Annotated in this window: 16 protein-coding genes; all 16 read right to left on the reverse strand. The window is 40.2% G+C overall.

The window, feature by feature from the left end:
• Positions 1-60: 60 nt before the first annotated feature.
• On the reverse strand, positions 61-1,389 hold the full coding sequence (locus AB1471_RS06585; protein ID WP_367778939.1) for a cytochrome ubiquinol oxidase subunit I: 1,329 nt from the start codon (positions 1,387-1,389) through the stop codon (positions 61-63).
• Between the two features lie 235 nt (positions 1,390-1,624).
• Complete coding sequence (locus AB1471_RS06590) at positions 1,625-3,445, reverse strand: ABC transporter ATP-binding protein (protein ID WP_367778940.1); 1,821 nt, start codon at positions 3,443-3,445, stop codon at positions 1,625-1,627.
• 4 nt (positions 3,446-3,449) lie between these two features.
• Entirely contained in the window at positions 3,450-5,210 is a 1,761-nt protein-coding gene (locus AB1471_RS06595; protein ID WP_367778941.1) for an ABC transporter ATP-binding protein, read from the reverse strand.
• 175 nt (positions 5,211-5,385) lie between these two features.
• Complete coding sequence (locus AB1471_RS06600) at positions 5,386-5,928, reverse strand: peroxiredoxin (RefSeq protein ID WP_367778942.1); 543 nt, start codon at positions 5,926-5,928, stop codon at positions 5,386-5,388.
• 377 nt (positions 5,929-6,305) lie between these two features.
• Positions 6,306-7,094 (reverse strand): 5-deoxy-glucuronate isomerase, encoded by a 789-nt coding sequence (locus AB1471_RS06605; RefSeq protein ID WP_367778997.1) that lies wholly within the window; start codon positions 7,092-7,094, stop codon positions 6,306-6,308.
• On the reverse strand, positions 7,087-7,227 hold the full coding sequence (locus AB1471_RS06610; protein ID WP_367778943.1) for a hypothetical protein: 141 nt from the start codon (positions 7,225-7,227) through the stop codon (positions 7,087-7,089). The genes AB1471_RS06605 and AB1471_RS06610 overlap by 8 nt, the downstream gene beginning before the upstream one ends.
• Before the next feature lie 411 nt (positions 7,228-7,638).
• Positions 7,639-8,535 (reverse strand): myo-inosose-2 dehydratase, encoded by an 897-nt coding sequence (gene iolE / locus AB1471_RS06615; RefSeq protein WP_367778944.1) that lies wholly within the window; start codon positions 8,533-8,535, stop codon positions 7,639-7,641.
• A gap of 13 nt (positions 8,536-8,548) precedes the next feature.
• The gene (gene iolD, locus AB1471_RS06620; protein ID WP_367778945.1) at positions 8,549-10,468 is read right to left on the reverse strand and encodes a 3D-(3,5/4)-trihydroxycyclohexane-1,2-dione acylhydrolase (decyclizing); all 1,920 of its coding nucleotides are present in this window, start codon (positions 10,466-10,468) and stop codon (positions 8,549-8,551) included.
• Between the two features lie 242 nt (positions 10,469-10,710).
• Positions 10,711-12,174, reverse strand: coding sequence for a CoA-acylating methylmalonate-semialdehyde dehydrogenase (locus AB1471_RS06625; RefSeq protein WP_367778946.1), 1,464 nt, complete (start codon positions 12,172-12,174; stop codon positions 10,711-10,713).
• Between the two features lie 20 nt (positions 12,175-12,194).
• Positions 12,195-13,196 carry a 5-dehydro-2-deoxygluconokinase gene (iolC, locus tag AB1471_RS06630; protein WP_367778947.1) on the reverse strand — a complete coding sequence of 334 codons (1,002 nt, stop codon included), beginning with the start codon at positions 13,194-13,196 and terminating at the stop codon, positions 12,195-12,197.
• A gap of 31 nt (positions 13,197-13,227) precedes the next feature.
• Positions 13,228-14,241 (reverse strand): inositol 2-dehydrogenase, encoded by a 1,014-nt coding sequence (iolG, locus tag AB1471_RS06635; protein ID WP_367778948.1) that lies wholly within the window; start codon positions 14,239-14,241, stop codon positions 13,228-13,230.
• Positions 14,242-14,334: 93 nt separating this feature from the next.
• Positions 14,335-15,342 (reverse strand): LacI family DNA-binding transcriptional regulator, encoded by a 1,008-nt coding sequence (locus AB1471_RS06640; RefSeq protein ID WP_367778949.1) that lies wholly within the window; start codon positions 15,340-15,342, stop codon positions 14,335-14,337.
• A 72-nt stretch (positions 15,343-15,414) separates the two neighbouring features.
• On the reverse strand, positions 15,415-16,374 hold the full coding sequence (locus AB1471_RS06645) for a sugar ABC transporter substrate-binding protein (RefSeq protein WP_367778950.1): 960 nt from the start codon (positions 16,372-16,374) through the stop codon (positions 15,415-15,417).
• 141 nt (positions 16,375-16,515) lie between these two features.
• Positions 16,516-17,514: an ABC transporter permease gene (locus AB1471_RS06650; RefSeq protein ID WP_367778951.1), complete on the reverse strand. Its 999-nt coding sequence runs from the start codon at positions 17,512-17,514 to the stop codon at positions 16,516-16,518.
• 5 nt (positions 17,515-17,519) lie between these two features.
• A complete protein-coding gene (locus tag AB1471_RS06655) occupies positions 17,520-18,998 on the reverse strand; it encodes a sugar ABC transporter ATP-binding protein (protein WP_367778952.1) in 1,479 nt (492 codons plus the stop codon).
• A 137-nt stretch (positions 18,999-19,135) separates the two neighbouring features.
• Positions 19,136-20,155, reverse strand: a complete 1,020-nt coding sequence (gene iolG / locus AB1471_RS06660) for an inositol 2-dehydrogenase (RefSeq protein WP_367778953.1) — start codon at positions 20,153-20,155, stop codon at positions 19,136-19,138.
• Between the last annotated feature and the right edge of the window lie 601 nt (positions 20,156-20,756).

Below are 20,756 nucleotides of genomic sequence, written 5' to 3' on the forward strand. Positions count from 1 at the left end.
TCCCTCCTACTAGATAAAGGGGGAGAAAACGACCTCTCCCCCTTCTAATTTATCGATGATTCACTTCGGAAAACGTCTTTCAAGTTCTGCTTCTGGAGGTTTGTTTTTAAACATTTTTATCAACACTGTTACACAGAAAGTTCCTAGAACTCCATAGAGCAATAAGAACATTGCAAGAGCGATTCCAACATCACCTGAAGTCGTTGATGCCTGATCCACCGTCATTAACCCTCTTAAAATCCACGGCTGACGACCAACTTCTGCAAAGATCCAACCAAATTCAATCGCAAGCATAGCCAATGGTCCACTTGCTACAATCCCCCATAAAAGAGGCTTATTCCACTCATTAAATCGTTTCATAAATATAAATACGATGAATATCCCCGCAATAAAGAGCGAATACATTCCGATTATAACCATTAAATCAAACATATAATGGATCCACAATGGAGGCTGCTCATCCTCTGGAAATTCATTTAAACCAATTACTTCCGTATCAAATGAGTTGCCTGCTAGAAAACTAAGAACCCCCGGTAATCGAATTTCATTACTTACCTCTCCATCTTCGTTTATGGTACCGAAAATGATCAAGTCAGCATTTTGTTCCGTCTCAAAGTGCCATTCAGCTGCTGCTAACTTTTCTGGTTGATAATCAGCTAAGAATTTTGCTGATAGATCACCAGCAAATGCAGTTCCCGCAGCGAATATGAAACCAGCTACCATGGTTAAACGTAATGCTTTTTTATGATAATCCGTTCCTTTTTTACGTAAAATAATAAACGCAGTAATCGCTGCCAAGATGAATGCTGATGTCATATAACTCGACATAACAACATGAAAAACTTTCGATGGGGTGGCTGGATTAAACATAGCTGCAATCGGGTCAATATTTACGGTTTTTCCATCTACAATCTCAAACCCTTGTGGTTGATTCATAAAGGCATTCACTGTAGTAATAAAAAATGCTGATAACGTGGATCCTATCATAATGGGAATCGTCAACAGCCAATGAAGCCAGCGGTTCTTAAAGCGATCCCACGTATATAAATAAATACCTAAGAAAATAGCTTCAAAAAAGAATGCGAATGTTTCCATAAAAAGTGGCAGAGCGATAACTTGGCCTGCAACTTGCATAAAGCTCGGCCAAAGTAGTGCCAGTTGAAGTCCAATCGCGGTACCCGTAACAACACCTACTGCTACCGTAATTGTATATCCACGCGCCCACCGTCTTGCAAGCAATAAATAGTGAGAGTCATTTCGTTTAATCCCTAAAAATTCCGCAATGGCAATCATTATAGGTACTCCAACACCCAATGTTGCAAATATAACGTGGAAAATTAAAGTACTTGCAGTCAATAATTGACTTAGCATAACGCTATCCAATTCCAATTATTTCGCCTCCTAAACACTTCGTCTTTCTGTTAGTTTTACTATACCACTTCAGTTTTACTAGTATAAAATATTAAGGTGCGTTGTGAAGTATTTAAAATGAACAATTTGTGAACTCATTCACAAATATTGTATCACTTTTATTAGAATTTCTAAAAGGGAATGCATGGATATGGTCATATGACCACATTGAATAGACGACAAAACCCCTCTGATAAAGGCCAGAGGGGTTATTTTATAAAGCTTCAAGCATATTAAATTGTGAACCAACAAGCCTCTGATAAATACCCTCCTGCTTCATCAACTCATCATGACTCCCGTGTTCCATCAAACGACCGTGATCAAGCACATATATTCGGTCTACTTCACGAATTGTTGAGAGACGGTGTGCAATAATTAGTGCAGTTCTTCCGTTCAGAAGAGTTTTAAGTGCATGTTGAATGTGTACTTCCGTTTCTGTATCAATTGAAGCTGTTGCCTCATCTAAAATGATAATACGTGGATCAGCAAGTAGCGCTCGAGCAAACGATATCAGCTGGCGTTCTCCAACAGATAAAATATTGCCTCGTTCTTCCACTTCTGTATTGTATCCATTTGGCAATTTCTCGATAAACCCACTTGCACCAATTGCTTTTGCAGCTTCAACGATTTTCTCATCCGGCGCATTAGGATTACCGAATCGTATATTATCTTTAATCGTTCCAGAGAAAATAAAAGTATCCTGCAATACAATCGAGATTTGTGATCGCAAACTCCTCAAAGATAGATCACGCAAATCATGACCATCCATTTTAATTTCACCCGCAGTAGGATCATAAAAGCGCGTGATCATATTAGCTATCGTCGTTTTACCAGAGCCGGTATGACCAACAAGTGCAATCGTTTCTCCCGCTTTAATGTCCAAAGAAATGCCATCAAGTGCTTTTCGATCACTTGAATACGCAAAATCAACTTGGTTAAATTGAATGTCACCTTTAATTTGATCGAGTGTTTTAGCATTTTTCTTTTCTGAAACGTTTGGTTGTTCATCTAAAAACTCAAAAATACGTTCTGAAGATGCCATCCCCACCAATAATTGGTTATAGACCATTCCAAGACGAGAAATTGGTTCCCAGAACATGCCTAGTAACAAAGCGAATGAAACGAACTCACCTAGCTCCAGACTTCCATTTTGAATCAACGTTGCACCGTACCAAATTAAGATCGCAGACCCAATCGCATTCGTCATTTCTACTAGTGGTCGGAAAGTAGCATTTTTTTTGGTCGCTTCTCTCCAACTTTCAAAACTTTCGGTGTTTATTCCGTCAAAGAATTGAGCATTTTCTCTTTCTTGTGTAAATGATTGCGTGACACGAATTCCTTGTAAACTTTCATTTAAATGAGAATTAAGCTTGGATTGCTTTAAACGCACTGTTTGCCAAGACCGACGAATCCTTCTTCTCAGCTTTGTTGAAATAAGGAACATCAATGGTAAAATCACCATAACTGCAAGTGCCAATTCCGGACTGATTGTAAATAAGATGACAAAGATACCCATCAGCATCAATACATCCATCAACAGGTTTATAACGCCATTTGTAAAAAGTTCTTGTAATGAGTTAATATCATTCATAATCCGAACGAGTATTGACCCCGCAGAACGTTGATCAAAAAAACGATTACTTAACCATTGAACGTGCGTGAAAAGATGCTTTCTCAAATCGTATATAACACTTTGCCCTAATATATTCATCCACCGTATTCGATAAATATTCGCAACATAATTCATTAAATATAATACAGAAATCACTCCGACTAGGATCATCAGTAAGTTTCTATCGCCAGTTGTAACTGCTTCACCAATCACATAAACCCCGATTAAGATTGGAATAGTTAGCCTTACTGCAGTCGTAAGAAAAACCATTACAATGGATAGCGGTAGTAATTTTTTTGAATACGGCTTTAAATAGCGTAAAAGTCTCCAAAGTTGAAGCCAGTTAAACGGCTTTTCGATCACTTGATCCGTTGAGTAACGGAAGCGATTCATTACTTGACTACTCGGTACTTGTTTTTGCATGGTATCACCCCATTTCTGTTTGTGTTTGGAGCATATGTTTTTGATCTTTAAATTGAATGTTGTAGATTCTTCTATACTGGCCTTGTTCGTGTATTAACGAGTAATGCGCACCTCGATTTGTGATCTTACCGTTGTCAAATACTAGAATTTCATCAGCGTGCTTTAACGAAGAAATCCTGTGGGCAATAATAAACGTTGTTCTTCCCTTCATGACTTCTTGTAACGCCTGCTGAATTTTAAATTCCGTTTGCATATCAACAGCACTTGTTGCATCATCTAAAATTAAAATGCTTGGATCCAAACATATGGCGCGTGCAATCGCAATTCTTTGCTTTTGTCCACCAGATAAGCCAAGACCCCTTTCCCCGAGCATTGTGTCATAGCCATTTGGTAGTTCCATAATAAATTCATGGGCTTGCGCGCGTTTGGCAGCTTCAACTATTTGATCTAATTCAACATGAGGTCTTCCGTATGCAATATTTGCTCGTATTGTTGATGAAAATAAGAACGACTCTTGTAAGACAAAGCCTACATTCTTTCGGAGAGAGTCGAGTGTATAATCGCGAACATCTATGTTGTCAATCAGTACTTCTCCATCAGTAGGTTCATAAAACCTAGTCATAAGCTGTGTAACACTTGTTTTACCAGATCCAGTTGCACCAATCAGTCCAATCGTTTTTCCACTTTCTACTGTAAAGGAAACGTTATCGAGTGCTTTTTCATCCCCCTCAGTGTATTGTAGTGTAACGTCTTTAAATATTACTTTCCCTTCACTGTTCGTCATTGAAACAGCTTCATCTTTATCTTTTATTGCCTCATCGGCCTCAAGAATCTCTAGTAATCTTTCCCCTGAGGCTTTCGATTGAGAGAACTGGTTGATCGTAAATCCTAGATTCATAATTGGCCATATAATAAAACCAACCAAACTATAAAATGCTGTAAGTTCACCTGGTGTGAGTGACCCATTTAAAACTAAGGAACCGCCAAAACCAAGGAGTAAAATAACACTGAGATTGCCAAGGAACTCCATTAGTGGAAAGTACTTTGACCAAATATCGGCAGTAAAAATATACTTGTCTTTATAATCTTCATTCGATGAGTTAAATCTACCAATTTGGTGTTCTTCTCGAGAAAGCGATTTCACAGTGTTAATTCCACTAATGTTTTCTTGTACATTTGTGTTTAATTGCCCAAATGATTTACGTACTCCACGAAAAGCAGGATGCACTTTTTTATCGAACTTGTACACAGCAACTGCCAAAAACGGAATGGAAATCATCGTAACAATGGTTAATGGAACAGAGTAAAAGAGCATGACACTCGTTGTGACGACTAATAATAATACGAGTCGAATCAATTCCGCAAAACCGAATGATAAAAAGAATCGAACTCCCTCAACATCTGCTGTTAGCCTAGACATCAAATCTCCAGTCTTAGAATTATCATAATATTGAAAAGGCAAACGTTGTAGTTTGTTATATAATTTGTTTCGAAGATCATAAACAGAAATTATCCCAAACAAATCTCCATTATACTGAGAGAGGTAAGTTGCAATTCCTTTAACAACCATAATCCCAATAAAACCGAACGCTAGGTATGGTACTAAATTATAACGTCCCTTGCTGATCACCTCATCAATGGTTAATTGAAGAATAATCGGATAGACAACGGTTATCGCTGTCATAATAAGTAGGAATACAATTGAAACGATAAAATAACGTCTATGCGGCCAGTAAAAGCCTTTGAGTTTTCGAAAGACGTCCATGCCTCTCCTCCTCCCATATATTTAGGCATACTATTTAATATAGCGGTTCCCAAAATAAAATTCATAATTTCATTTAATAAAAACTTATTATTCAAAATATAATCTATACATAGTATAAAAGATAGCATTAAAAAAAGGATCAGTCCTTAGACTGATCCTTTTTCATACGTTTGTATTAAAGTGTTTTTTGACCTGGTTTCCAGTTTGCTGGGCAAAGTCCACCAGTTTGAAGCGCTTGAAGTACACGTAATGTTTCATCTACGTCACGTCCAATGTTGTTGTGAAATACCGTTTGATACTGAAGCTCACCTTCAGGACTGATAATGAAAAGGCCGCGAAGTGCAATTCCTTCTTCTTCAATTAACACGCCATATTCACGTGAAATTTGATGATTTGTATCTGCTGCCATTGGGTAGTTAAGATCGCCAAGGCCATTATCTTTACGCTCAGTATTTATCCACGCTAAGTGTGTGTGAATTGTATCAGTAGAAACAGCAATAACTTCTGCATCTAGGTCTTCGAACTCATCATAGCGATCTGACATTGCAGTGATTTCTGTTGGACAAACGAACGTAAAGTCCATTGGATAGAAAAATAACACTGTCCATTTGTCGTCCTTCATATTTTGCTCCAAGCTTACTTTTCCAAATTCTTTGTTTGCAAGTACAGCGTCCATCTCGAAACGAGGAGCTTGCTTACCTACCATACGTTCTGCCATTATAAATCCCTCCAAATAATTAAATAACAATTGAGAAAATAAACTCAATCGATCAAAAACCTCTCGTAAACTATGATAATACACACAAAGTGTAGAGTCAATTTTAAGTGATAATCATTTTAAATAATACATTTTTTATATTTTATAGACCATTTTTTGTACACAATTTTGCAAGAAAACGTGCAGCCCCTATATTATGAAATATCGACATCTTCACAGCTGGTACCTTCTGCAATCCTCTTCTTGCAACCTTTTTTCCATCCCTTTAATAATTCTCGGTAACGTCGTTTGATACTTATCAATACACTCCGCTCATGCTTTCGGTCATACCTTCGCCTTTTTTATCAAAAACAGAAATAAAAGTCCATTGCTCTGATTTATTTTTCCGGCCATATTTTTGCATCCGGCTCGATTAGCCATTTATGTTCTTCTTCCATGACTCGTTCAGTCCATGGATTGTTGTCAAGGTGTCGAATCATCCAGCAGAAATACATTGCATATCCCGGGGCTGTCGTCTGTGGGTGATCCAAATCTCCGGGAATGGTAATGTAACTGTTATGTTCGACACGGTATGCTTCCGGTCCGACCATCGCACATCCAAATCCTTTGGGCTTATCAAAGCGGTAGTAGTACACTTCCGGCTGATCATGATGGTGCGGCGGGTAGCTCGACCATCGGCCTGGATAGGATATTACTTCTCCTATGACAAGATTTGAATAGGGTGCACTGTTATAATCAAAGATGGTCCGGATTACTCGTTCCGCCGTTCCACTCCAAACGCCTTCCCCCGCATTCGTGCTTTCGCATTCCTCCGGGGTATATAACTTTGCCTCGAATGTGTTCTCATTGTCGGTTTTTTGGACAAGCACTTCACTGGCTGAAAGCGCAGTAATCGTCACCTCTACACCTTTTGGAATGTGGAGGCACCATGGGGATTCTTCAAAAACACTATCGCGCTTGATTTCCTGTGATTCCCCATTCCATTCAAGACGAACCGTTCCCTCAAGAAGAAGCACGGCTGTTTCTTTACTGCTATCAGTTAGTGTTTCTGTTTTGCCGACTGGTAGTGTATAAATACCGATATCCTGCATCATATCGCTGTGTTTGCCGTTTTCTTTAGTAATTTCTGTATATCCTTCTGTTAATTCACCAAGCTTTTCATACATGTACTCTTCCTCCTTCAACATGCCCTACATTTTGGAACATATGCTTACGACGCTTCACTTTTTCAATCGCTGCTTCCATGACGTGCCATGACCAGTAAAGTAAAAGTATATGGAATCGTGCTTCTCTGTCCACCATTTCAACCACACAGTTGAACGCTGATATGGCCACATTGATTTTACGGATAACGTGTCTAATACAGATACGTAAATCCTACTCAGAAATGCCTGAAGCACAAGCGGAATATTCATTTCGAGATTAATGTCTTCTAAGCGGTCCATTCGTATATTTGGAACTACGCGTCAATTTCCGTTACACGGGTGAACCGCTTAGCGAATTTTTTCTCCTAATAAGCTGTGGTCAAAATAAACAGCTACTGCCACTGTCGATTTTTTGCGGCTGCCACCTATCGCTGAAACGATTAAATGAAGCGAGAGTGAAGTTCTTCCGCTGCCCCACCTTGTCCATATTGGCTACACTGAACACTCTGACACCGTAATTATTGACCTATGCGTAATAAAGCATCTCTTTCATTTTTGATTTCCTTTAAAGTCCGCTCGTTTCACGGATATAATGTCGTGCTTTCACTGCATACTCAAAGGGATTGGAAATTGCCGGATCCTGCTCAGCTTCAACAACAAACCAGCCTTTGTATCTGGCTTCACTCAACGCTTTAAAAACCGGCCTGAAGTCAATAAGACCATCTCCAGGAACGGTGAATACTCCACCTTTGACCGCCTGCAAAAAACTCAATTTTTCATCACATACTTTTTGGGTGATTTCAGCCCGAACATCTTTTAAGTGAACGTGATGAATGCGATCCATAAAGGTGTTTAACACTGCAAGATAATCTTCACCAGAGAATACAAGGTGCCCTGTATCATAAAGAAGCGATACTTTTTCAGGGTCGGTTCCATTCATTAAACGTGCAATCTCATCAGTCGTTTGAACGCCAGTACCCATGTGATGGTGGTAGACAATTTTCATTCCTTTTTCAGCAGCCAGAACCCCAAGATGGTGTAACCCTTCTAATAAAAGAGTCCATTCATCTTCTGTGAAGACTGGCTTTTTATCAAATAGTGGTGTTTCCATTTGGCCTTGAATACTGTTTCCTTGTTCAGATACAACAATAACTTTTGCGCCCATTTCATACAAAAAGTCACGGTGTTCCTTAAAAGCTTCCGCTGTTTCTTCATATGGTTTTGAGGTTAAAAAGGAGCTGAACCAGGCGCTCGCGATTTCCAAACCGCGTAAAGACAGTGCCTTTTTTAATACATTCGTGTCACTTGGATATTTATTTCCCACTTCACTTCCTGTAAACCCGGCAAGCGCCATTTCACTTATGCATTGCTCGAATGTCACTTCACCGCCAAGCTCTGGCATATCATCATTTGTCCAACCAATTGGTGCAATCGCTAATTTCACTTGATTTTCTTTAAACATCGCTGTCCCTCCGTCAATATGCACGTGCTTTTTCCAAGTTTGTTTCCTTGCTTTCAAATGCTGTCTGTATGCTTTCTTTTTCAGACACTTCTGCTACCCCGACATGCCACCATGAATCGTAGCCGTGTGTCATAGTTTTTGGAAGTACTTTAATGTCAATCAGCGTGCTGACAGATTGCTTTTTGGAGTCAATGACTGCTACTCTTAGTTCTTCCATTGTTCGAACAGAGTATGTTTTTACACCATAACCTTCAGCGACTCTTGCAAAGTCAATGGTCATGACGGGACCATTCATTTTTCCCGTTTCTGGATTTTTTCTTCTGAATTCTGTGCCAAAGCTACCCATTCCGTTTGCCATTTGTAAATTGTTAATGCAGCCAAAACCGGAATTATCAAACAGGACAACGTTAATTTTCTTCCCTTCCTGTAGGGATGTAACGAGTTCCGTATGTAACATCAAGTAGCTGCCATCACCAGTCATCGCGTACACCTCTCGATCTGGCTCCGCAATTTTTGCTCCAAGTGCTCCGGCTATTTCATAACCCATGCATGAGTAGCCATATTCCATGTGATAGGTGTTGCGTTTTTTGGAAAGCCACATACGTTGCAAGTCTCCTGGCAGACTGCCCGCTGCGCCAACAACGATCGCATTATCATCCACCATTTCATTGAATACTCCGAGTACGCCTGTCTGCGTAAGTTCGGTACCAAGTACTTCTTTATACTCCAGTAATTTATCTTCGAAGTGATCAGTTATTTCTGGTGTAAAGTCGTCACCATATGTGATGCCGTATAATCGTTTCATTTCATCCTGCCAGCCTTGCTTTGCATCCTCGATTTCATTTTCATAAGCTGATCGATAGTCTCCAAGTGCAGAGCCAATCGCTTCAAGACCTACTTTAACATCCGCTACTACTTTTACTGCATCAAGTTTCGATGCATGAAATTCAGAAACGTTAATCGTAAGAATGTCAGCATGGCCAAACATCTGCTTAGATGCTGTTGTAAAGTCAGTAAAACGAGTCCCAACACCAATGATCAAGTCGGCTTCTTTTGCAATAGTGTTGGCCGCCGAGTTACCAGTTACACCAATTCCACCTAAATTCATCGGATGAGTGCTTTCTACACCGCTTTTACCGGCCTGTGTTTCACCAAATGGAATATGAAACGTTTCTGCAAATTTCACCAATTCATCAGCAGCTTCGGAATAACGGACACCTCCTCCAAAAATAAGCAATGGCTTTTTCTTTAATTGGATAAGCTTCACTGCATCTTGTACACTTTCAGGGGAAGGAAGGCGTCGCTCAATCCGATGAATACGCTTTTCAAAAAAGCTTTGTGGGAAATCCCACGCTTCTGCCTGTACATCCTGTGGAAGTGCAATCGTGACGGCTCCTGTCTCAGCCACATTTGTCAAAACACGCATCGCGTTCAGCATGGCGGACATAAGCTGTTCAGGCCGGCTGATACGATCCCAATATTTACTTACAGCGCGAAAAGAGTCATTGGTTGAAATGGATAAATTGTGCGTATGTTCGATTTGCTGAAGCACTGGGTCTGGCTGACGGGTTGCGAAGACATCACCAGGCAGCAATAAAACCGGGATATTGTTCGCTGTAGCTGTTGCCGCAGATGTGATCATATTCGCTGATCCAGGTCCAACAGATGATGTGCATGCCATTATTTGCTTCCTATGTTTCTGCTTAGCAAACGCAATCGCTGCATTTGCCATTCCTTGCTCATTCCGCCCCTGGAATACTTCCATTCCCCCTGTATCTTCTTCCAATGCTTGGCCGAGTCCAAGTACATTCCCATGTCCAAAAATAGTAAATATCCCCTTCACAAACCGTTCCTGGTTACCATCAAACTCCACATACTGCGCTCCTAAAAATTTCACTAATGCCTGTGCTGTTGTCAAACGAGTAGTACTCACTGTTCTATCTCCTCTCCCATTCAAGACCCTATGGTATACCCGTACCACTATTTTTGAAAAATCATTGGAATTACAAGGAAAAGCTAATCTAAAATACGGTGCTTTAAACGATATCAATTTCGGTCTTTTTTCAAATCGAATAGCTAGACATAATTAATTAAGCGTAGCTTCTCATCTTTTCATTACTTAAAAAAGGGAAGCAGTAGGGTTCTCTCTTCCCACCTCTACCCTTTTGAAAATCGTTACTTCACGTAACGAGCTGTAACCATTTTCTTTCTTGTGTAAAATTCAACTCCGTCGGTGCCATTTGCATGTAAATCCCCATAGAACGAATCTTTCCAACCAGAGAACGGGAAGAATGCCATCGGTGCTGGAACACCAACGTTCACACCTAACATACCCGCATCAATGGTTTCACGGAATTGACGGATTGCAAAACCACTATCCGTATAGATGCATGCACCGTTCGCAAATGGTGAAGCGTTTGCGACATCAATTGCTTCTGTTAAATCTTTTACGCGTATAATAGAAAGAACTGGCGCAAACACTTCATCCTGCCAAATTTTCATTTCTTGTGTTACATTATCGAAGATTGTAGGTCCTACAAAGTACCCTTCACCCTTTGTCGCTTCGTCTACTCGGCCGTCACGGACAAGTGTCCCTCCCTGCTCAACGCCAGATTGAATATAACTGAGAGTGCGTTCTTTATGAGATTCACGGATAACGGGTCCTAAGAAGGTGCCTTCATCCATCCCGTTTCCGATTGTAATCTCATCTGCAGCCTTCTTTAACTTTTCAACCAGCTCATCAGCAACAGACTCTTCAACTGTTACAACCGCTGCAGCCATACAACGCTCACCTGCAGAACCAAATGCTGCGGTTGTAATTTGTGTCACTGCTGCATCAAGATTGGCATCTTTTAAAACGATCGAGTGATTTTTTGCACCTGCCAAGGCTTGAACACGCTTTAAATTTGCTGTGCCTGTTTTGTATACATATTCTGCTACCGGTTGAGAACCAACGAACGAAATAGCTTTTACAAGTTTATTCTCCAGTAGACCATTTACTACGTCATGTGCACCGTTAACTATGTTTAATACACCTTTTGGCAGACCGGCTTCTTCAAACAATTCCGCGAGGCGTGTTGCAAGAATCGGTGTCCGTTCTGATGGTTTTAGAACGAATGTGTTTCCGCAAACAATAGCTAGCGGATACATCCAGCACGGACACATCATTGGAAAGTTGAATGGCGTGATACCGCCGACCACACCAATCGGATAGCGATACATACCGGATTCGATGTTTGTCGCTATATCTGGAAGCTGTTTACCCATCATTAATGTGGGTGCTCCTGCTGCAAATTCCACACATTCAATACCACGTTGTACTTCACCATATGCTTCTTGATAGCTTTTTCCATTTTCAATCGTTATGAGTTCAGCTAGATTCCCCCAGTTATTCACTAGTAGCTGATGGTATTTGAAAAGAATACGTGCACGTTTTGTAACAGAGGTCTGTGACCATGTTTTAAACGTTTCATTTGCTGTTTGAATTGCGTGGTCGACATCTTTTTTTGTTGAAAGAGGCACTACAGCAATTGCTTCTCCTGTTGACGGATTAACGACTGTTTCTGTCTTTTCCGAAGTCGATTCTACCCATTCTCCACCAATATAGTTCTTCAATTTTTTTACGGTTGTTTGTGTCATTTATATTCTCCCTTTCTATATTAACTTTGTTGGTAAACCGCTGTTTCCATATGATTTTCCAGCTCTTCTTCTGTCGGCATGGCATCCGAACAACTGTGCCGAGAAATGACAATGGATGCCGATGCGCTACCCAACTTCATCGCTTCTGACACTTCTTTTCCATTCATTAGTCCGTATATGAATGCCGATGCGTAAGAGTCCCCCGCTCCAAAGGTTTTCAGAACATTTGTCTGAAAAATACCACTTCTGTGTGATTTATTGTCTTTCGTATACGCAATGGAGCCGGCATCCCCGTGTTTAATGACAACAAGGTCTGAGTGGTATGAGAACCAGCGAGACGCTGTAAAATGGTCATCTGATTCTTCGACATTTAACAATTTTTCCATCATATCGAACTCTTCACGCGTACCAATAATAACGTTACACTTTTCAGCAGCAAGGTTATAATACACAGCCGTCTCTGCTTCATCAGTCCATGTATACGGACGGTAATCAAGATCAAAAAAAACAGTAACTTCGTGTTTTTCTGCATATTCGAGTGCCACAAATACTGCTTCCCGTGATGGGCTTTTCGCAAGGGCTGTTCCTGAAATTAAGAGAGCTTTTGACTGCTTAATATAATCTTCGTCTACGTCATAAGGGTGCAATTTTAAATCTGCAACGTTGTCGCGGTACATCAAAATACTGCAGTCATCCGGGCTTTTGATCTCGGTAAATGCAAGGCCGGTGACAGCCCCAGTTAGGTCAGTTGTAACGCCTTTTGTATCAATATCGTTCTTTTCTAGGTAATTAGTGATAAAACGTCCCATTTGGTCGTTGGAAACTTTTCCGATAAATCCCGTTTTCTGACCAAGTCGAGCTGAGCCAATCGCGATATTAGCCGGAGAGCCACCGACATATTTTGTAAATGTGCTCGTTTCCTCCATCGGCCGGTTCGTTTCATTTGCGTTTAAGTCAATGCACAGCCTACCGATGGCAATCAAATCAAGGGGCCGATCTTTTACAAATTTAAGTGGGTTCATACTATCCTTCCTTCCCATCATCCCTACTAATTTAGTATTCTATCGATTGTCCCAGCTTAACAGGCACACCTGTATCAATTGATTGTTTTGCTGCTCTAGCAATACGTTCTGCTTGTAACCCATCAAAACCATTGCAACTAACCTCATTATTTTCAAGGCACGCAGCTGCAAATTCTGTCACTTCTTCAATATAGGCCTGTGTATAACGTTCAAGGAAGAAGTATAAGGGCTTTTCTTTCGATACATGTTTCACCGTTGAAACTTCAACATTAGTTGCTCGATTGTTATCTGCTTGCGCAGATCCTTTATCCCCAAAAATTTCAAGACGCTGGTCATACCCGTAGGCTGCACTGCGACTGTTATCAATCACACCTAAAGCGCCATTTGAGAATTTCAAAGTTATTACAGCCGTGTCAATATCGCCTGCTTCACCAATTTCCGGGTCCACAAGCACCGCACCGTGTGCTGACACTTCTACCACTTCACTACCCATGATGTAACGCGCCATATCAAAATCATGAATAGTCATGTCCATGAACAGTCCTCCTGATGATTTTATATATTCAATACCAGGTGGCTGAGGATCGCGAGAAGTGATCCGTAATATATGTGGTGTACCGATTTCACCTTCTTGAACGAGTGTTCGGATTTTACGGAAATTTGGATCAAAACGGCGATTAAAACCAACTTGAATTTTCACACCGGAATTTTCAGCAACAGCAAGCGCTTCTTCTGTTTCTGACACTGAGAAACTAACTGGCTTTTCACAAAAGATATGTTTTCCTGCCGCTCCTGCTTCTTTAATAATGGTTGCATGTGTATTTGTCGGTGAACAAATAAATATAGCTTTGATTTCTGGATCATTCAGTAAATCGTGATAGTCCGTTGTTAGCACTTCAATTTGTTTATCTATTGCCCATGCTTCAAGATGCTCAGTCGCAATATCTGATACACTTTTAACACGAATTTGCGGAATTGCTCTTAAATTATCAACATGCAATCTACCGATACGACCTGCACCGATTATTCCCACAGTAAATGTCATAAACTGAATCCCCCCTAAAACAAATTGGTAAAACGCTTTCTTTTTTAGGTAAATAAGCCCATACGAAGCGGCTGTTCACCGCTCTTAATTACTTTACATATTATTTAAATCCTTTACGGAAGCACGTTCGATCAACTCCGGGGAGAGCATTATCCGGTGCCCAGAGCTATTTGGCTTTTCAATCGACTGCAGCAACTGATGAATAGCATAGCATGCTAAATCCGGAATAGGCTGAGCAATTGTTGTTAAACCAGGATCAGTAAGTTCGGCATGAATGGTATTATCAAATCCGATTACCGATATATCATTTGGAATAGAAACGTTTGCTTTACGAGCTTCGTTAATAAAAACCGCAGCGATTAAATCCGTTGAAGCAAACACAGCAGTTGGTCTATTCTCCAACTTCAAAATTTTCTGTGCAGCTACCTTCGCCTCGTCAATTTTTGACTTTGAAGAAATAATCAAACCTTCATCCAACATAATTTCTTCATCCATAAGTGACTGCTTTAATCCCTCTAAACGCAAGCGTCCACTTACACGATCTATTTCCGCAATCATGGCTACATGCCGATGCCCCTTATCCAACAAATAACGCCCAGCAAGATAACCCCCTCTTACATCATCTGTAGTAACAACGTGAGAAGAAAAAGCAGGGTGATCAATCGAAAACATTAAGAGTGGAATATTCCTGCGATGCATTTTTTCAAAAACCTTCCAATCACTTGATTCGGTTGCGATGATAATGCCATCAACTTGTTTTTTAAAAAGTACTTCCAAGTAGTCATTCTCACGTTCACTCTGGTAATCTGTGCTGCATAAAATAATTCCATAGCCCTTTTCTCGGGCACTGTTTTCTAACGCCCGAGCTATTTCAGCAAAAAAAGGGTTTGAAATATCAGGAACAAGCACACCGATTGTGAACGTTTGCTTTCCAGTCAACGCTGCTGCTACACTGCTCGGATGATATTCTAATTCATGCATAATTTCAGTTACTTTTTTTTTCGTTTTATCGCTGATTCGACCTGTATTGTTTACCACTTTAGACACAGTAGCAATTGAGACCCCTGCCTTTTTTGCTACTTCATATATTGTTGGCTTCATAAACTTTCAAACTCCTCTAGATATTCCTTTTCTTTAGTTTAGCACGAAGAGTATATTTAGTAGCAAACAACATTATTTTGAAATACTATTTAAGAACTCCAGTTGTTCTTGTGCATTTTCTTTTGTGATGATGTCAATACCAGCATCAATACGTTCTTCAATATCTTCCCCTTCAATCGTTTTCAGTGCATTTTCAACACCTTGATACCCCATTTGATATGGACTTTGGGCAATTGTTCCTGCAAGATTTTCATTTAAAATGGATTCAACAGCTTCTTGAGTCCCATCTGTACCTATCACTTTTGTATCAGATCCTTTTGCTTCTACAGCACGTAATGCGCCTAATGCCATATCGTCATTAGCAGCAAAAACACCTTTTATGTCACTATTTTTCTCGAAAATATTTTCCATAACAGACATCGCTTTTGTTCTATCACTATCTGCTGCCTGTTCAGCGACAACTTCCAAACCAGCCTCTTCAAGTACTTCTCTCGCACCTTTAATTCGCTCGTCAGTGCTTGGATTACCAAGCGCTCCTGCAATCAAGACCACTTTATCCCCTTCTTGCAGCATAGAGGCTAACAATTTTCCAGCTTCCTGGCCCGCTGTATAGTTTTCTGTTCCAATAAATGTTGTCTTGCCTTCAAAGTCAGCGTCTGAATCAACGAGCAGAACTGGCAAACTTTGAGACGCATTTTCCATTACTGGTATAATTGTGTCTGGCTGAGAAGGCGCGACCACGATAGCACCCGGTGACTGACTCACTTGGTCTTCAAGCATATTTACTTGTTCGATTACTTGCGACTCAGCTGACGGGCCAACAACTGTTACATCGACACCAAGATCCTTACCTGCGGCTTCCGCTCCTGCTTCAACATATTTCCAGTAAGGGCTTGATAACGTTTTTAGTACAACAGCAACACTTTCTTCACTGCTGTCACCACCACTTCCTTCTTCATCTCCAGTACACCCTGCAATTAATGCCAGGCACGATATCACCACGGCGCCTCCAAACAATTTAAGTTTCTTCATTTTAACTCCTCCCAAGTAAGTTTATTTTTGATGTTCTTTGTGAGCGTTTCAATGACAATGACTAACTCCAGCGTCCACCCCCTCAGATTTACTCCTACTTCTACCGGAAATGACCAAGATGCTCTCGCTTTGATTACTGTATTATCTTTTTTTGTTTTTGCGTTGACGAAGAACATCGACAAATACAGCAGCAATAATGACTAAACCAATCACTGTCATTTGAAAATCAGCAGAAACATTTAAAAGATTCAGTCCGTTACGGAGAACAGCGATGATCATCGCCCCGATTAATGTACCCCATACTGTACCAACACCTCCAAAGAAGCTGGCACCGCCAATAATAACAGCTGCGATAGCGTCCAGTTCATACGAAAGACCGGCAAGAGGGAAAGCTGAGTTAACACGTCCTACCATTACAAGACCGGCAAGTCCTGCCATAAAACCACTGATTGTATATACAATGATTAAAACTCGATCGACATTAATTCCGGACAAACGAGCGGCTTCCTTGTTACCCCCGATTGCGTATATGTAGCGACCTGTTTGTGTTCTAGTTAAGAAAATATGAAAGATGACATATACAACAATAACAAGAGCGAAACTAACAGGGATTGGACCTACAAATTCACTCCCTAAAAATTGGATCATGTATGGAAACCCAGCAATCGGTGCAGCTGCTGTTACAATCAGAGCAATTCCACGCGCTATGTTCATTGTACCGAGAGTAGAAATAAACGGATGCGGCAGACGAAGCTTCGTTAATAGCAGACCATTAAATAACCCAAATGCAGCACCAACAGCAAGGCAAACAATAATTCCAATAATTGGACTAAAGCCCATGTTAACGGAAACGATTCCCATAACCATAATAGAAACTGCAAGAACGGAACCAATAGACAAATCAATCCCGGCTGTTAAAATCGGTAGAAGCATCCCAAGGGCAAGCAGGGCATTAATAGAAGACTGACGGGCAATGTTCATCATATTATTCATGGTTAAAAACTTGTCCGATAAAAGTGTTAGCACAGTCATCAAAATAACTAGACCAATTAGTGGCCCGAACTTGCTTAAGTAATCTTTTAATGTTTTCTTCTGCCTGGGTGTGTTGCTTTCATCTTTTTGCACTACTACTTCTTTCATTTTCTTCATCCTCCTGTCGCCGCTTTCATAACTCTTTCTTGAGAAGCTTCTTCAATCGCAATATCAGCGGTTATTTTCCCTTCACTCATTACTAGGACTCGATCGCACATACCGATAATCTCGGGAAGGTCTGAAGAAATCATCAAAACAATGACACCGCTTTCAACTAGTTGATTCATTAAGCGGTAAACTTCCACTTTCGCACCAACGTCAATACCTCTTGTCGGTTCGTCAAAGATAAATACCTTTGCATTTGTGCACAGCCATTTGGCAATAACAACTTTTTGCTGATTTCCACCACTCAGCTTTCTTGCATGAAGATCAATGTCATTCGGACGTACTTTCAATTCTTTTAAATAGTTTTTAGCTTCATCACGAATTGCTTTTAAATTTATCATCCCTGATTTATTTCTAAATTTTTTCATGCTAGCCATAGCTATGTTGAAATCCAGTGGCTGATCAAGCAGGAGACCTTCACTTTTTCGATCTTCTGTAATAAAAGCAATGCCAGCATCGATTGCATCTCGAGGTGACTTAATCCTTACTTGCTTTCCACCGATGAAAATTTTCCCACCCCCATGTGAATCTGCACCGAAGATTGCTCTGGCCAATTCTGTACGACCTGCACCGACGAGCCCGGAAATACCGACAATTTCACCGTATCTTACGGAAAAATTCACCAGTTCTGAAGTCCCAGGCACTTTTAAGCTCTCAACCCGGAACCCTTCACCGCCGATCGTAAACGATTGCATAGGAAACTTCTCCTCTAGTGCCCGTCCAACCATCAACTCAATCCAGTAATCGGTTTCAGTTGTCTTAACTGGGAGGGTTTCTATTTTAAAACCGTCTCGAAGAATCGTTATCCGATCCCCCATCCGTCTAATCTCATCCAAGCGGTGAGAAATAAAAACAATTGCAATCCCCTTTTTCTTCAACTGTTCTACACAGCTATATAATTGTTCTACTTCTGTGGAGCTAAGACTGGATGTCGGCTCATCCATAATAATCAATTTCGCATCAAGGGTAAGCGCTTTCGCTATTTCTACAAGTTGTTGCTGACCAATACCAAGCTCACTAAGTTGCTGATCTGCCAGCTTCGGGCTCTGGCCTAACATTCCTAAATATCGTTCTGCTTCTTTACGCATTTCTTTATGGTTTAACATAGATATTTTTCCTCCGCGCTTTATTTCGCGTCCTAGAAAAATATTTTCATATACCTTTAATTCCGGAATAACATTCAACTCTTGATAAATAGTAGCGATCCCTAGATTCATTGAATCAACGGGTGTTGTAATTTGGACCAGCTTTCCACCCCAATAAATTTCTCCAGCATCTTTTTCATAAGCACCAGTTAAAATTTTAATAAGCGTAGACTTGCCTGCTCCATTTTCACCGAGTAATACATGTACTTCACCAGCTTTTACATCAAAATCAATTTCTTTTAAAACGTGGTTTTGATTAAAGCTTTTTTTAATCCCTTTCATCTCGAGGAGGCTTCCTATATGAGTAGACATGTACTAACCCCTTTCATTCATTACCACCAGAAAAAGTAAGCGCTTTCTTTTGAGTGGTCAAGTTTTCCTATTTTAAAAAATTAAAATAACTACCTCTTTATATCCACTTATCCTACAGTTGTTTTTGTAAGGTCAATCTTCTGTTCCGTTCGGTATGATTCGCGTGCTGCTAAAGCAATTTCGAGAGCCTTTACACCATCATCCACTGTGACACGAGGTGTTTCTTTCTCAGTTACGACCCGGAAGAAGTCTGCAAGTTCCAAATTGTACGCATCAGTAAAACGAGTTGGGAAATCTGGTAAAATATCATGCGTTGCACCCGATTTAGTTAGAATGTGAATATTATGCTGCTGAAGGTTTCCAATTAAAATCGTACCTTCCGTCCCGATAACTTCTGCACGAATGTCATAGCCATAATAAGCGTTACGGCTTGCTTCAGCATCTCCTGCCGCACCTGAAGCAAATTCTAGATAAGCAAGGGATTGGTCCACATCATTGTATTTTTCCAAAAATGGATGTTTTAAAACACGACCATGGGCATATACCGATGTTACCTCTGACTTCATCAGATAACGGGCAATATCAAAATCATGGATGGATACATCAACGAACATCCCTCCGCTATGTTTGATAAACGACTCGTGGGGTGCGTATGGGTCACGAGAAATAGCACGAAAGTATATCGGTTCACCTATCTCACCAGCAACTATTCGTTTTTTAGCTGCATCGTAGGCAGGGTCAAAACGCCTCATAAAACCGACCTGACAGATCGTGTTGTTCTTTTCCATAATGCCTTTAATTTCATTCGCTTCACTTAAATTAATGGTCAGCGGCTTTTCAACAAAAATAGCTTTGCCAGACTCTGATGCCATTTTTAATAAATCAAAATGAGTGCTCGTTGGAGAGGAAATAATTACTGCTTCAATCGTACCATCTTGAAAAATATCATCCGGGCTTGACGTAGAAAACGGTACTTCAAGTTCTTTCGATATCCGTTGAGCTTCCTCGAGATTCATATCGCATACCGCCACAAGTTCTGCGTTTGGAATTCTTGAAGCCACGTTAACTGCATGCCAATAGCCAAGCCTTCCAAGTCCAATTACAGCTGAGCGAATTTTTTTTGTCATTATATTCTCCTTTTAGTTAAGATAAATCATCAGTTGCTGTTCATATCGTTCGTAGACAACAGAACAATAAGATTTTTCTGAACTTTAATGGTCCAACTTCATAATCTAACATCTCAAAGCGGATACTCATTCGTCGTAAAAAATATAAGCAGCACTAATAATCCCTCAGAGATTTTAATCCAATTATCACTTCTTATTAAACAATTTTTTCACATTGATTTTGTTTAATTATTATGGTTAAGCGCTTTCTTAAATAATTCTAACGCACTCTTTTTTATTATTCAATTGTTTTTTAAAATATATTAAATTTTTTGTCGAAATTGCGTTTTAAAATCTCTAGATGATATGTAGCGCCACATCGCTCTACGACAATACGTTTGAAGGGAATGGACATTGAGATTGTGAATGAAGTTAGAGATACAGAGTTAGATAACCTATCAACTAAATCAGCAACGTACCCATTTCTTGGTTCTTACTCAAGTGATGGGCCATAAAACCACTGAACATTGATGGTATTTGTCAGATAACACATCTCTTGAACCACGAATATCAGTTGAGTAATGCTTATTGCTTCTTTTGCACGTAACATAATTGTTTTATA

Origin of the sequence: Jeotgalibacillus marinus, from assembly GCF_040801915.1 — a bacterium.
In the GTDB taxonomy this organism is placed as follows: Bacteria; Bacillota; Bacilli; order Bacillales; family Jeotgalibacillaceae; genus Jeotgalibacillus; species Jeotgalibacillus marinus.

Bases quoted from the DNA above. Each gene is read 5' to 3' on its own strand.
- AB1471_RS06590 (WP_367778940.1), bottom strand. From the start codon at position 3,445: ATGCAAAAACAAGTACCGAGTAGTCAAGTAATGAATCGCTTCCGTTAC.
- AB1471_RS06595 (WP_367778941.1), bottom strand. From the start codon at position 5,210: ATGGACGTCTTTCGAAAACTCAAAGGCTTTTACTGGCCGCATAGACGT.
- AB1471_RS06600 (WP_367778942.1), bottom strand. From the start codon at position 5,928: ATGGCAGAACGTATGGTAGGTAAGCAAGCTCCTCGTTTCGAGATGGAC.
- AB1471_RS06605 (WP_367778997.1), bottom strand. From the start codon at position 7,094: ATGTATGAAAAGCTTGGTGAATTAACAGAAGGATATACAGAAATTACT.
- iolE (WP_367778944.1), bottom strand. From the start codon at position 8,535: ATGTTTAAAGAAAATCAAGTGAAATTAGCGATTGCACCAATTGGTTGG.
- AB1471_RS06625 (WP_367778946.1), bottom strand. From the start codon at position 12,174: ATGACACAAACAACCGTAAAAAAATTGAAGAACTATATTGGTGGAGAA.
- iolC (WP_367778947.1), bottom strand. From the start codon at position 13,196: ATGAACCCACTTAAATTTGTAAAAGATCGGCCCCTTGATTTGATTGCC.
- iolG (WP_367778948.1), bottom strand. From the start codon at position 14,241: ATGACATTTACTGTGGGAATAATCGGTGCAGGTCGTATCGGTAGATTG.
- AB1471_RS06640 (WP_367778949.1), bottom strand. From the start codon at position 15,342: ATGAAGCCAACAATATATGAAGTAGCAAAAAAGGCAGGGGTCTCAATT.
- AB1471_RS06645 (WP_367778950.1), bottom strand. From the start codon at position 16,374: ATGAAGAAACTTAAATTGTTTGGAGGCGCCGTGGTGATATCGTGCCTG.
- AB1471_RS06650 (WP_367778951.1), bottom strand. From the start codon at position 17,514: ATGAAAGAAGTAGTAGTGCAAAAAGATGAAAGCAACACACCCAGGCAG.
- AB1471_RS06655 (WP_367778952.1), bottom strand. From the start codon at position 18,998: ATGAAAGGGATTAAAAAAAGCTTTAATCAAAACCACGTTTTAAAAGAA.
- iolG (WP_367778953.1), bottom strand. From the start codon at position 20,155: ATGACAAAAAAAATTCGCTCAGCTGTAATTGGACTTGGAAGGCTTGGC.